Annotated in this window: 9 protein-coding genes and 1 pseudogene; 8 read left to right on the top strand and 2 right to left on the bottom strand. The window is 63.5% G+C overall.

The genetic code is table 11. From position 1 onward, the window contains the following. Nucleotides 1–115 precede the first annotated feature (115 nt). Nucleotides 116–1,003, top strand: coding sequence for a 23S rRNA pseudouridine(2604) synthase RluF (gene rluF / locus C7H85_RS18960; protein ID WP_106731277.1), 888 nt, complete (start codon nucleotides 116–118; stop codon nucleotides 1,001–1,003). A gap of 111 nt (nucleotides 1,004–1,114) precedes the next feature. Here rluF and tyrS read toward each other — a convergent pair whose 3' ends face one another. Further along, entirely contained in the window at nucleotides 1,115–2,389 is a 1,275-nt protein-coding gene (tyrS, locus tag C7H85_RS18955) for a tyrosine--tRNA ligase (RefSeq protein WP_106731276.1), read from the bottom strand. 113 nt (nucleotides 2,390–2,502) lie between these two features. Between tyrS and C7H85_RS18950 the strand changes: the two genes are divergently transcribed. From C7H85_RS18950 to C7H85_RS18930, 5 genes and pseudogenes are all read left to right on the top strand, one after another. Continuing rightward, nucleotides 2,503–3,312 (top strand): helix-turn-helix transcriptional regulator, encoded by an 810-nt coding sequence (locus C7H85_RS18950; RefSeq protein ID WP_106731275.1) that lies wholly within the window; start codon nucleotides 2,503–2,505, stop codon nucleotides 3,310–3,312. 248 nt (nucleotides 3,313–3,560) lie between these two features. Beyond that, complete coding sequence (gene ydiJ, locus C7H85_RS18945; protein ID WP_106731274.1) at nucleotides 3,561–6,617, top strand: D-2-hydroxyglutarate dehydrogenase YdiJ; 3,057 nt, start codon at nucleotides 3,561–3,563, stop codon at nucleotides 6,615–6,617. Nucleotides 6,618–6,754: 137 nt separating this feature from the next. Then, the gene (locus C7H85_RS18940) at nucleotides 6,755–6,997 is read left to right on the top strand and encodes a GlsB/YeaQ/YmgE family stress response membrane protein (protein ID WP_106731273.1); all 243 of its coding nucleotides are present in this window, start codon (nucleotides 6,755–6,757) and stop codon (nucleotides 6,995–6,997) included. Nucleotides 6,998–7,050: 53 nt separating this feature from the next. Next, nucleotides 7,051–7,478: pseudogene (locus C7H85_RS18935) on the top strand (hotdog fold thioesterase). 123 nt (nucleotides 7,479–7,601) lie between these two features. Continuing rightward, on the top strand, nucleotides 7,602–9,374 hold the full coding sequence (locus C7H85_RS18930; RefSeq protein ID WP_106731272.1) for a DEAD/DEAH box helicase: 1,773 nt from the start codon (nucleotides 7,602–7,604) through the stop codon (nucleotides 9,372–9,374). A gap of 547 nt (nucleotides 9,375–9,921) precedes the next feature. Here C7H85_RS18930 and suhB read toward each other — a convergent pair. Continuing rightward, entirely contained in the window at nucleotides 9,922–10,725 is an 804-nt protein-coding gene (gene suhB / locus C7H85_RS18925) for an inositol-1-monophosphatase (protein WP_106731271.1), read from the bottom strand. Between the two features lie 227 nt (nucleotides 10,726–10,952). Between suhB and C7H85_RS18920 the strand changes: the two genes are divergently transcribed. Both C7H85_RS18920 and C7H85_RS18915 read left to right on the top strand, forming a co-directional pair. Next, the gene (locus C7H85_RS18920) at nucleotides 10,953–11,450 is read left to right on the top strand and encodes an acyloxyacyl hydrolase (protein ID WP_106731270.1); all 498 of its coding nucleotides are present in this window, start codon (nucleotides 10,953–10,955) and stop codon (nucleotides 11,448–11,450) included. A gap of 128 nt (nucleotides 11,451–11,578) precedes the next feature. Further along, nucleotides 11,579–12,757 (top strand): MFS transporter, encoded by a 1,179-nt coding sequence (locus C7H85_RS18915; protein ID WP_146140487.1) that lies wholly within the window; start codon nucleotides 11,579–11,581, stop codon nucleotides 12,755–12,757. Nucleotides 12,758–12,763 lie beyond the last annotated feature (6 nt).

The following is a 12,763-nucleotide window of genomic DNA, read 5'->3' as shown; positions in this document are numbered from 1 at the left end:
GCGCTTGCGGGCCCGGAGCCGCATCTTTACACTGGCCGCTTTTAACCTGGTCCGCCCTGGATCGGCTCCGGTTCCGGGCCGATTTATTGCCGCCAGCGAGAGGGAGCCTAACCCCATGACAGACGAGAACGGCGGCACCCGCCTGAACAAATTCATCAGTGAAACCGGCATCTGCTCCCGCCGGGAGGCCGATCGGCTGATCGAGCAGGGGGCGGTAACGGTCAACGGCCAGGTCGCCGGCATGGGCGTCAAGGTCACGCCGGCGGACAAGATCACCATCAACGGCAAGCCCCTGCGGGCCAAGCCGCAGCCGGTTTACCTGGTCTATAACAAACCCATCGGCATTACCTGCACCACCGATCAGGCGATTTCCGGCAATATCGTGGACGCGGTCAACTATCACGCGCGCATCTTTCCCATCGGCCGGCTCGACAAGCCGTCGTCCGGCCTGATCCTGCTGACCAACGACGGCGATATCGTCAACAAGATACTGCGCGCCGGCAATGCCCATGAGAAGGAGTACATCGTCTCGGTGGACAAGCCGGTCACCGACGACTTCGTCGCCCGCATGGCGGCGGGAGTGCCCATTCTCGACACCGTGACCAAGCCCTGCAAGGTCAAAAAAATCGGCCCGCGCAGCGTCAATATCATTCTCACCCAGGGGCTGAATCGCCAGATCCGGCGCATGGCCGAATACCTCGGTTTCGAGGTCACCAGCCTGAAGCGGGTCAGGATCATGAATATCGCCCTGGGCAACCTCAAGCCGGGCCAGTGGCGGGAAGTCAGCCCCGGGGAGCTGGCCATCATCAACCGCATGGTGCAGGGCTCGAGCAAGACCGAGGAAGCGTCCCGGCTCGATGTGCCCAAGGCCGCCCGTAAGGGGCCGCGGGTCGGCCAGGACGGCAGGGGCAAGGTGGCTCCGGGCCGGCGACCGGCGAAGCCGGGCCGGGAGAGCACCGGTACCGCCGGCAAACGGAGCGGCGCCGGGCGGCGCGGCCGCTAGCAAACGCCGCGGTTTGCTGATTTGCACCTTGCTGGTGGAGCGCAGGCGGGCCGCCCGCGCCCCAACAAGCATCATGCCGCTCAACGTTTGAACTGATCGGTGCTCCAGGATTCAGGTCGGGTCGAGCTTCAGCAGGTGGAAGTGCTTCTTGCCCCGGCACAGCACCAGGTAGCGGTGGTGCAGGGGAGCAATGCCGGCCAGGCTGTCGCCTCCGGCCCGGACGCCGTTCACGCTGATGGCGCCCCGGGCGATCAGTTCCCGCGCCTGGCGGTTGGTGCCGGCCAGCTTGGCTGCGACCACCAGCTCCACCAGCGAACCCGTGGCTTCCACCCGGGTCAGGGGGATGCCGTCCAGCTCCAGTTGGGCGAACTCGGCCGGGCTCAGTCGACCGAACTCCCCGGAAAACAGCGCCGAGCTTATCCGTTCGGCACCTCGCAGCGCCTCCTCGCCATGCACCAGCCGGGTCAGCTCCCGGGCCAGCACCCCTTGGGCCCGGGGCTTGCCGCCTTGCCGGTCCTCCGCCTCCATGGCGGCTATCTCCACCAGGGGGAGAAAGCTGTAGTAACGCAGGAAGCGATGGACATCCTCATCGGCGGTGTTCAGCCAGAACTGGTAGAAGGCGTAGGGCGAGGTCCTGGTCGGATCCAGCCAGACGGTGCCGCTTTCGGTCTTGCCGAACTTGGTGCCGTCCGCCTTGGTGATGAGCGGCAGGGTCAGCCCGAATACCCGCTGCCGGTTGAGCCGGCGCACGAGATCGATGCCGCTGGTAATGTTGCCCCACTGATCGTTGCCGCCGATCTGCAGGCTGCAGCCCCGCTCCCGGTTGAGCACGGCGAAGTCGTAGGATTGCAGCAGGGAGTAGGAAAACTCGGTGAACGATAGCCCCTGCTCGGGGCGGGCCAGTCGTTGCCTGACCGATTCCCGGGCGATCATGGCATTCACCGAAAAATGCTTGCCGAGGTCCCGCAGAAAGCCGAGCACGTCCATGCCGGCCAGCCAGTCGCGGTTGTTGACCAGTTGCACCCGAGCATTGCCGTCCGCACCCAACAACCGGCCTATCTGCTCACCCAGTGCGTCCACCCAGCCTTGCACCGCCTCGGCGCTGTGCAGGCTGCGTTCCTTGGCCTTGAAGCTGGGGTCGCCGATCATGCCGGTGGCGCCGCCGATCAGGGCCACCACCCGGTGGCCGGCGTCCAAGAAGCGGCGCAGCATCAGCAGGGGGACCAGATGGCCGATGTGCAGGCTGCCGGCGGTGGGATCGAAACCGCAGTACAGGGTGCGGGCATCGGCGTCGAGGTGCGCCGCCAGGGCGGCGGGATCGGACAACTGGGCAATAAGGCCGCGCCGTTGCAGCTCGTCGAGCAAGGAGGAACCGGTCGTATCCATGGGAAGACTCCGTTGGCAAAAGCCCGATCCTGCTCCGGACGCGGCCGGCCAGCTATGTCCTTTATGGGACAGTTTGCGATAATCGTCGGCTCCAACCTCCGGAGTGAATAGCGATGAAAGACCTGGACGAAGCCCTGCTGGCCAGGGCGATCGATGCCTTGGGCGGTGCCGCCTTTCCCCGGGCGCTGGCCCGCCTGCTGGAAACCCTGCTCGGGTGCGATTGCCTGCTGATGGTGGGCTATCGCACCGGGGGCCGCGCGCTGTATCTGTACGACAACCTGCGGCATCGGCGCGAGCTGCTGTTTCAGCAGTACCTGAACGGCCTTTACACCGAAGATCCCTTCTGCCGGGCGCTGAGCGCCGGCCTGGCCGAGGGCGTCTACTCGCTGCGCGCACTGGCGGCGGCGCAGGGCATGGCGCCTCATTATCTGGCGGCCTTCTATCGGGACACCGGCTGGCAGGAGGAGCTGGGGCTGGTGATCAGGCTCAACGACGGCCAGTGGCTGATGATCTTTTTTGGCCGCTTGCAGGCCAGGCCCTTCACCCCGGCGGAGCAGGCGGAGCTGCGCCGCCGTCTCCCCTTGCTGGGGGCCCTGTGCCGGCGGCACTGGCCCGGTGGCATCGGTCCGCTGGCGCTGTCGCCGCCCGGTGCGGCCGACATGGACCGCCGGGTGCAGGCGGCCCTGGCCAGTTTCGGCCGGGCCAGACTGACCCGGCGCGAGAGTCAGGTGGCTTCCTTGCTGGTACAGGGCCTCGACAACGGCGCCATCGCCGTCGGGCTCGGCATCGGCGAGGGCACGGTCAAAAACCACCGCAAGCATTTGTACGCCAAGTTCGGGGTGGACTCGCGGGCAGCGCTGTTCGCGCTTTTTCTCAACCACCTGATCACCGGTGACGGCGAGTCCAGTCGAAGGGAAGGATAAGGCCGTCGCTGGCGCCGGGCCGGGGCCGGGAATTCCCCGGCCGGTGTCGCTTATGTTGCCGTTCCGGTCGGATTTATCAGTCCAAGCCCGCGGTCGGAGCGGGGTATGCTGACGCCTTTATCGCGAGGCGGCGGCGCCCTTTGCCAGGGGGCCGGCGACAGCAGCCCCTCGCCCCCGGGGCCCATAGGAGTGTATACTGGCCGTCTCTCTGGGCGCATTGATACAGGATTCAAGGGGGACAGATCGTTATGATCCCAAGGATTGATCTGCAGCAGCAGATAAACCCCACCTATTTTTCGTTTCTCGAGGCGTTGGCCGGCAGCGGCTTTCGCGGTGACATAGAACGCAGTTATGCCAGCCGGCTGGCGGTGGCCACCGACAACAGTGTCTATCAGTGCCTGCCCCAGGCGGTGGTGTTTCCCCGCTCCAGCCAGGATCTGGTGGTGATGCTGACCCTGGCCGGCAAGGAGGCCTACAGGGATATCCGTTTCTCCCCCCGGGGTGGCGGCACCGGCACCAACGGCCAGTCGCTCAACGACAACATCGTGGTCGACCTGTCCCGCCATATGCATCAGTTGCTGGCGATGGACACGGACGGCCGCCGGGTGCGGGTGCAGACCGGCATGGTCAAGGACAAGCTCAACCAGCTGGTGCAGCCCCATGGGCTCTTCTTCTCGCCGGACCTGTCCACCAGCAACAGGGCCACCATCGGCGGCATGATCAACACCGACGCCTCCGGCCAGGGTTCCCTGGTCTACGGCAAGACCTCGGATCACGTGCTGGGGGTCACCGCCGTGCTGGTGGACGGCACCCTTATCGAAACCGGGCCGGTGTCCGGCGAGGCGCTGGACCAGAAGCTCGAGGAAGACAGCCGGGAAGGGGAGCTGTACCGCTGCGTCTACCACAGCGTCACCGGGCACGCGGGCGAGATAGCGCGCCGCTTCCCCAAACTCAACCGCTTCCTGACCGGCTACGACCTCAAACATGTTTACGACAAGCATACCCATACCCTGGATCTGACCCGCATCCTGTGCGGCTCCGAGGGGTCGCTCGCCTTTATCACCGAAGCCTGGCTGGATCTGACCCCCATTCCCAAATACCGTACCCTGGTCAACGTCAAGTACGACAGCTTCCAGTCCGCCCTGCGCAACGCCCCGCTGATGGTGGAGGCCAAGGCGCTGTCGGTGGAAACCGTCGACTCCAGGGTGCTCAACCTGGCGCGGGAAGACATCATCTGGCATTCGGTGAGCGATCTGATCCGGGACGTGCCGGGCAAGGTGATGGACGGCCTCAACATGGTGGAGTACGCCGACCAGGACGAAGCCGCCCAGCGCGACAAGGTCGAGGCCCTCTGCGCCCGGCTCGACGATCTGATGGCACGTGGCGAGGCGGGCATCATCGGCTATCAGATCTGTGACGACCTGGCCTCCCTCAACCGCATCTACGCCATGCGCAAGAAGGCGGTGGGCCTGCTCGGCAACGCCAAGGGCCGCAAGAAGCCGGTGGCCTTCGTGGAGGACACCGCGGTGCCGCCCGAGCACCTGGCCGACTACATCATGGAATTCCGCCAGTTGCTCGACGATCATGGTCTGCAGTACGGTATGTTCGGCCATGTGGATGCCGGCGTACTGCACGTGCGCCCGGCGCTGGACCTGACCGACCCGGAGCAGGAGGTGATGCTGCGCCGCATCTCCGATCAGGTCAACGCCCTCACCGCCAAGTTCGGCGGCCTGATGTGGGGCGAGCACGGCAAGGGTTACCGCTCCGAGTACAGTCCGGTGTTCTTCGGTGAAACGCTGTTCACCGAGCTGCGCCGCATCAAGTCGGCCTTCGATCCCTTCAACCGGCTGAATCCGGGCAAGATCTGCACTCCGCTCGACAGCCTGGAACAACTGGTGTCGGTGGACGCAACCAAGCGCGGCTTCTTCGACCGGCAAATCCCCATCCATGTGCGTGACGGCTTCACCCAGGCCATGGATTGCAACGGCAACGGACTTTGTTTCGACTTCGAGGTGCGCTCGCCCATGTGCCCCTCGATGAAACTCACCGCCGATCGGCGCCACTCCCCCAAGGGCCGCGCCGGCCTGGTACGGGAATGGCTGCGTCAGCTCTCGGCCCAGGGCTTCGATCCCATGGCCGAGGAGGCGGCGGTGATGAGCCGTAGCACCAGCGTCAAGGGCATGGTAGAGCGTATCAGGCACACCCTGGCCAGGCGGCGGGGCGAATACGACTTCTCCCACGAGGTGAAGGAGGCGATGGACGGCTGCCTGGCCTGCAAGGCCTGCTCCAGCCAGTGTCCGATCAAGGTGGACGTGCCCACCTTCCGCGCCCGCTTCCTGCAGCTCTACCATCAGCGCTACCAGCGCCCGCCCAAGGATTACCTGGTGTCCTGGGTGGAAAGCTATACCCCCTGGATGGCCAGGGTGCCCAAACTGGTCAACCCGGTGATGAAGAACCAGTGGGTCAAGCGTGGCGCCGCCTCGGTGCTGGGCATGGTGGACATGCCGCTGGTGAGCAACCCCAGCCTCAAGACCCTGCTGGCGGACGGCCCGGCCGGCCAGTTCGACCTGGCGCGGCTGCAGGGCCTGAGCGCGGAGCAGAAGGCGAAAACCGTGCTCATCGTGCAGGATCCCTTCACTTCCTTCTACGATGCCCAGGTGGTGTTCGATCTGGTGCGCCTGGCCACGGCGCTCGGCTTCGCGCCGGTGGTGTTGCCGTTCAAGCCCAACGGCAAGGCGGCCCACGTCAAGGGCTTTTTGCGCCGCTTCGCCGCCATGGCGGCGGACAGCGCCCAGTTCCTCAACCAGCTGGCCCGGCTCGGCATTCCCATGATGGGGGTGGATCCCTCCCTGGTGCTCTGCTACCGGGACGAATACGACAAGATCCTTGGCCCGGCCCGGGGCGATTTCGAAGTACTGCTGCCCCAGGAATGGCTGCTGCGGGTGCTGGAGCAGATCCCGGCCCGGGAGCCCGCCGGCGAGCCCTGGTACCTGTTTGGCCACTGCACCGAAAAAACCGCCAAGCCCGCCACCCACCAGGACTGGGGCTACATCTTCGGCCACCTGGGCGCCAGGCTTGAGCCGGTGGCGGTGGGGTGCTGCGGCATGGCCGGTACCTACGGCCACGAAACCAGGAACCTGGAAGGCTCCAGGACTCTCTACGGCCTGAGCTGGGCCGAGCCCATGAGCAAGCTGCCGCGTGAGCGCTGCCTGGCCACCGGCTTCTCCTGCCGCAGCCAGGTCAAGCGGATGGAAGGGCAGCCGGTCAAGCATCCGGTACAGGCTCTGCTAAGCTTGCTGGCTTGAGGGCCGGGATCTGGACTGGTAAAGCGGTGCTCCATCTGGTCGAATAAATTCGCCCCTTGGCTGGAGCTGCGCTGGATGATGAAGGTCCAGGATCCACTGATGTGGCCCCTGGCCAACCGCAACAACAAGGAGAAGCTATGGGACTTTTCTGGGGATTGATTATCGGCGCCCTGGCCGGCTGGATTGCCGGTAACCTGATGAAAGGGCAGGGCTTCGGCCTGCTCGGCAACATCGCCGTCGGCCTGGTGGGCGGTTTTCTCGGCGGCGTGGTGTTTCGGCTGCTGGGGCTGGCCGCCACCGGCCTGATCGGCTCCCTGATCATGTCGGTACTGGGGGCCGTGCTGCTGATCTTTATCGTCGGCAAAGTCGCTCGGCGGTAGCTTATCGCGCAAGGCGTGAAGCCTCACGCCTTATCATCAAAATATGTCTTTTTATGTGGAACCGTGAATTTACGCTGGACAGTTTGAACCAACTGTCGGAGAATACGCACGCAGCCCAGTTGGGCATGACCTTTTGTGAAGTGGGTCACGGTTTTTTGAGCGGCAGCATGCCGGTCTAGCATCGTACTCACCAGCCTCTTGGCATGTTACATGGCGGCGCTTCCGTAGCGCTGGCCGAGACCCTGGGTTCAGTAGCTGCCAATATATGTGCGTTGAAGCGGGTTATTATTGCGTTGGTCTGGAGGTTAACGCAAATCACGTCCGCGCCAAACGAAGCGACCTTGTTACAGGTACCGCACGTCCCCTCCATTTGGGCGCGACGACACAAGTCTGGCAGATCGACATCCATGATGAGAAAGATCGACTGGTGTGTACCAGCCGGTTAACCATGGCGGTGTTGAGACAAAAACGGCCAGATTAGCCTTGTGAATCTATGTGTGACACACACTGTGTGAAGGGAAGCCCTCACCCCCGGTGAGAATGGGCTGTCCCTGGCCTTTTACTGTATCAGTCCGCCGACATTCTATTTATTCGGAACTGTTAAATGACAAATACTTCTTCTGTACTTGGTTTTGCTGACCTCGGCTTGGCGCCTGCCGTTCTTCAAGCTCTGACCGACGCCGGTTACGAGCAGCCTTCTGCTATTCAGGCCGCCGCCATTCCCACCCTGTTGACCGGGCGGGACGTACTGGGTCTGGCACAAACCGGTACCGGTAAAACCGCCGCCTTTGCCCTGCCGATGCTGAGCCGCATCACCGGTGGCAATGCCCAGCCCCAGGTGCTGGTGCTGGCCCCGACCCGTGAGCTGGCCATCCAGGTCGCAGAGTCCTTCGAAGGCTACGCCAAATACCAGAAAGACATTCGCATTCTGTCCATCTACGGTGGCCAGGCCTACGACAGCCAGATCCGTGCCCTCAAGCGCGGTGTCGACATCATCGTCGGTACCCCGGGCCGGGTCATGGACCACATGCGTCGCGGCACCCTCAAGCTCGACAACCTGCAAGCATTGGTGCTGGACGAAGCCGATGAAATGCTGCGCATGGGCTTTATCGACGACGTGGAATGGATTCTGGAGCACACCCCCGAGAGCCGTCAGATCGCCCTGTTTTCCGCCACCATGCCGCCGGTCATCCAGCGTGTGGCGCAGAAATACCTGAAAGATCCGCAGGAAGTGCGTATCGCCAACAAGACCCGCACCAACGCCAGTATCCGTCAGCGTTACTGGTTCGTGCGCGGCATGTCCAAGCATGAAGCCCTGTGCCGCCTGGTGGAAACCGAAGAGATGGACGCCATGCTGGTGTTCGTACGTACCCGTAAGGACGCCGAAGATCTGGCCGAGATGATGGTGCGCGAAGGCCATGCCTGTGAAGCCCTGCACGGTGACATTCCGCAGAAGCTGCGCGAGAAAGTAGTCGACCGTCTGAAAAACGGCCGTCTGAACGTACTGGTAGCCACCGACGTGGTCGCCCGCGGTCTGGACGTGGAGCGCATCAGCCACGTGGTCAACTTCGACATGCCCCACGACAACGAGTCCTACGTGCACCGTATCGGCCGTACCGGCCGTGCCGGCCGCGAGGGTGACGCCATCCTGTTCGTGACCGGTCGTGAAAAGCGCAACCTGTTCAACCTGGAGCGCCACACCCGCCAGCCGATCGAAGAAATGCAGATGCCGTCCGCCGACGACATCAACAAGATCCGCGCCGAGCGCTTCAAGTCCCGTATCCGCGCCAGCGTGGAAGCCGACGAGAAGGCCCTGTCCCCCTTCGTGGAAATGGTGACGGCCCTGCAGGAAGATGGCGTGGACGCAGCCCAGCTGGCAGCCGGCCTGGCCCGTCTGCTGCAAGGCGACCGCCCGCTGTTCGTGGAAGACAGGCCGATGGCGGCGCGCCGCCCCGACGTGCGCGAGAGCCGTGACGGTGGCCGCGATCGTTTCGAGCGCGCCGAGCGCCCCCGTGCCGCCCGCGGTGGCAAGGATGACGTGTCCGGCGTGGTGATGGAAACTTTTCGCGTCGACGTGGGCCGGGTACACGGCGTCAAGCCGGGCCACCTGGTCGGCGCCATCGCCAACGAAGCGGATTTGGAATCCCGTTACATCGGCCAGATCCAGATCCATGATGACTTCTCTACCGTGGATCTGCCGGAAGGCATGACCGCCGAAGTACAACAGGTACTGCAGAAGGTGCGGGTCTGCCAGCGTCCGCTGAACCTGGCCAAGTACGAAGGCGGTCCGCTGCCCCGTCGCAGCTTCCGTGCCAACAACGACGACCGTGGCGGCAAGTTCCGTCCCCGTCGCAACGACAAGCGCCTGAACGGCTAACTGCCGCTTCATGACGACCAGAGGCCTGCCGGGTAACCGGCAGGCCTTTTTGTTTTATCACGGGTGTGGAGACGTGGCGTGAGGGGAAAAGGAGCTTCGGGGATCCCGCTCGCCTAGTTGCACTAATGGGGCTCGGGCGGGTGGTCGACGTGGGTATTATGGTGACAGCTGAGGTGCGGCGTTTGGTTGACGGAAGTCGATCCTACGGGCGGCGGCGGGTTACACCGGGTCTGCCGTAGGGTCCGTTTCAACGGACCGTTCCGCCGACGGCGCCGGGGTTTGGTCGAATAAATTCGATCCTACAACCTGTGCCGTAGGGTCAAATTCATTCGACCACCGGGACCGAGGTGTCGCACGAATCGGAGCGCGGGCGGCCCGCCCGCCTGGGTGTTATGCCGTGGTGTGGGTGTGGTTGGTGGGCCCGAAGGTTCCCGCTTTGCGGGAAAGCAGGCGAGCCACCTGTGCTCCAGAGCAGCTCGCCTTCAAATCCGGGCGGGCACAAAAAAAGCCCCGCCTGAGCGGGGCTTAATGTCGGGAGCGACCATTATCAGTTAGCCAGGGATTCCGGCAGATGCTCGCGAATGGTAGCCAGCATCTCCTTCAGTACCTTGGGATTGGCGCAGACCACATTACCGCTGCGCTCATAGTTGTGGCCACCGACGAAGTCGGTGACGATGGCGCCGGCTTCCCGGGCGATCAGGCTGCCGGCGGCGGAGTCCCAGGGCTTGAGGCCCAGTTCCCAGTAACCGTCGACCCGACCGGCGGCGACATAGGCCAGATCCAGGCTGGCGGCACCGGCGCGGCGGATGTCTGCGCACTGGATGAACATGGCTTTGAACATGGCCAGGTAGGCATCGGTCTGGTGCTTCTGCTTGAAGGGGAAGCCGGTGGCCAGCACGGTGTTGGACAGATCCTTGGCCTTGCCGGCACGGATGCGGTAGCCATTGAGCTGGGCGCCGGCGCCGCGACTGGCGGTGAACAGTTCGTCGCGAATGGGATCGTAGACCACGGCCTGTTCGGTACGGCCTTTCACCCGCAGAGCGATGGAAACGGCAAAGTGGGGGATGCCTTTCATGAAGTTGGTGGTGCCATCAAGTGGGTCGATGATCCACTGGTAATCGGCGTTGCTGCCGGCCAGTTCGCCACATTCTTCTCCGATGATCGTATGCTCCGGGTAGGACTTGCGGATGGTGTTTACTACGGCGTTTTCCGCATCAAGATCGACATTGGTTACAAAATCGCTCAGGCCTTTTTGGCGTGTTTCCACGTTATCCGGGTTGGCGAAACCTTTGACGATAACTTGACCGGCGTTGCGCGCAGCGCGCACCGCAATATTCAGCATCGGATGCATATCAGAGAACCCACTTGATGTTAAAGAACGAAATTTGAGCGGCGGATTATACCAGCCTGCCTTCATCAGGCAAGGGTTAAATGCCGGGACGGGCCGTCCCCCGGGTTGAAGAAGGGGCCGGGCGGGGCCTCTTCAATACAGGATGAATAAATAGCCGGAAAAACTCCGATGACCTGGTTGAAACTGACTATCTTTTATTGAGTGGCGACGACAAAAAGGACTCAAACATGAACAAAACGCTCTTGTTGCTGTTTGCTTTAGCGGCCGCCCCGGCCCAGGCGGACTGGAGTCTGGTGGTCGGCGCCGGTGGTGGTGACGGCGCCGACCGGTTGTCGCTGGGAGCGGAGTGGCAACAGCCGGCCCCCTGGTTTGAAAGCGACTCTGGCCAGTTTGACTACGGACTCTGGTTCGACAGCAGCTACTGGGAGCTGGGGGACGACGAACTGGTGCAGCTTAGCCTGGTCCCCACCCTGTACTACGCCACCCATGCGGACGGGCTGCGTCCCTTTGCCTTCGTCGGGGTGGGCCCGGCCTGGATCAGCCAGACCCGGCTGGAGCAACGCCGTTTTTCCACCCAGTTTCAGTTTTCCAGCCGGGTCGGGGTCGGGGTGGCACTTGCCCGGCACAGCCTGGCGCTCGAAGGCGGACACCTGTCCAATGCGGGCATTGCCCGCCCCAACGACGGGCTGACTTCCTGGGGAGTCAGTTACCGCTATAACTTCTGATTAGAAAATCTAGGCCTGGACATTATAAAAGGTCGTTCTGGCGTCGGTTGCCAGATTATTTGTCTATACATTATGATGCGATCCAAATCACAGTCTGCCCATTCGGGCGCTTTTTGGAGATCGCGGCCATGTCGGGCCTGTCCCTGGTATTACTCACTGTTCTGATGGTTGCCTCCGGTCAGATGACCCAAACCCTGTATGTGCCGGCCATGGCGGACATGGCGACCGAGCTGCGGGTGGCCAGCGACAGCCTGCCGCTGGTGATGGCCTTTTACCTGATCCCCTACGGATTATTCCAGTTTGTCTATGGCCCGCTGTCCGACCGCTATGGCCGCCGCCCGGTGTTGCTGGCCGGCCTGTCCATCTATGTGCTGGGCTCGGCGCTGATCCTGGCCTTTCCGGTCTATCCCGTGCTGTTGCTGGGCAGCTTTGTGCAGGGAGCGGGTACCGCCGCCGCCGGCAGCCTGTGTCGCAGCCTGATGCGGGACAAGTTCGAGGGGACGGATCTGGTGCGCTACAACGGCTATGTGTCCATGGGCATCATGCTGGCGCCGCTGCTGGCGCCGCTGCTGGGTGGCTGGCTCAACCTGCAATTTGGCTGGCAGTCCATGTACTGGTTCCTGCTGGGAGTGGGACTGTTGATAAGCCTGGTGATGCTGCTCTGTTTCCGGGAAACCTTGCCTGCGGCGCGACGCCATGTACAACCCATGCTGCCGGCCTATAAATACGTGCTGCACCATGCCGGTTTCCGCCGTCAACTGGGCATGCTGGTGGCGACCTTTGCCGGGGTGATCCTGTACGAGGCGGTGTTCAGCGTGCTGGTCAGCAAGCAGAGTGAACTGACCAGTGCCGAGATCAGCGTATTGTTCATCCTGCCGTTGCCGCTGTACTTCGCCGGTGCCATGCTCGCCTCCTGGAAGGCGTCGTCCTGGTCGGTACGGCGCATGCAGTGGCTGGCCACCGCCGGCCTGCTGCTGGGCTCCGCCATCGTCCTGATGTCAGCCTTCGATGCCCGTCTGGCCGTGGCCGGGCTGGTGCTGGGTGGCAGCCTCTATTTTGCCGGTGCCGGCCTGCTGTTCCCGGTGGCCACCTCCAAGGCGGTGTCGCCCTTTCCGCAGCACAGCGGCACCGCCGGCGCCCTGCTGGGCGGCAGTTCCAATCTGGGGGGCGGCCTGTTCCTGCTGGTACAGGGAGGGTTGCCGGAGATGAACCAGCTGGTACTGGGCGGTTTGCTGCTGGCCTGTGCCGGCCTGGTGGTGTGGTTTTTGCTGCCGGGCAGCGAAGCCCTGGCCGAGCCGGGCGTCTGAGCCGGC

Source organism: Zobellella endophytica, from assembly GCF_003012775.1.
GTDB classification, from domain to species: domain Bacteria; phylum Pseudomonadota; class Gammaproteobacteria; order Enterobacterales; family Aeromonadaceae; genus Oceanimonas; species Oceanimonas endophytica.
This window is presented reverse-complemented; position numbering and strand designations above follow the sequence as displayed.

What these genes read in the sequence shown, in the direction of transcription:
- rluF (WP_106731277.1), top strand. Translation starts at nt 116, where the DNA reads ATGACAGACGAGAACGGCGGCACCCGCCTGAACAAATTCATCAGTGAA.
- tyrS (WP_106731276.1), bottom strand. Translation starts at nt 2,389, where the DNA reads ATGGATACGACCGGTTCCTCCTTGCTCGACGAGCTGCAACGGCGCGGC.
- C7H85_RS18950 (WP_106731275.1), top strand. Translation starts at nt 2,503, where the DNA reads ATGAAAGACCTGGACGAAGCCCTGCTGGCCAGGGCGATCGATGCCTTG.
- ydiJ (WP_106731274.1), top strand. Translation starts at nt 3,561, where the DNA reads ATGATCCCAAGGATTGATCTGCAGCAGCAGATAAACCCCACCTATTTT.
- C7H85_RS18940 (WP_106731273.1), top strand. Translation starts at nt 6,755, where the DNA reads ATGGGACTTTTCTGGGGATTGATTATCGGCGCCCTGGCCGGCTGGATT.
- C7H85_RS18930 (WP_106731272.1), top strand. Translation starts at nt 7,602, where the DNA reads ATGACAAATACTTCTTCTGTACTTGGTTTTGCTGACCTCGGCTTGGCG.
- suhB (WP_106731271.1), bottom strand. Translation starts at nt 10,725, where the DNA reads ATGCATCCGATGCTGAATATTGCGGTGCGCGCTGCGCGCAACGCCGGT.
- C7H85_RS18920 (WP_106731270.1), top strand. Translation starts at nt 10,953, where the DNA reads ATGAACAAAACGCTCTTGTTGCTGTTTGCTTTAGCGGCCGCCCCGGCC.
- C7H85_RS18915 (WP_146140487.1), top strand. Translation starts at nt 11,579, where the DNA reads ATGTCGGGCCTGTCCCTGGTATTACTCACTGTTCTGATGGTTGCCTCC.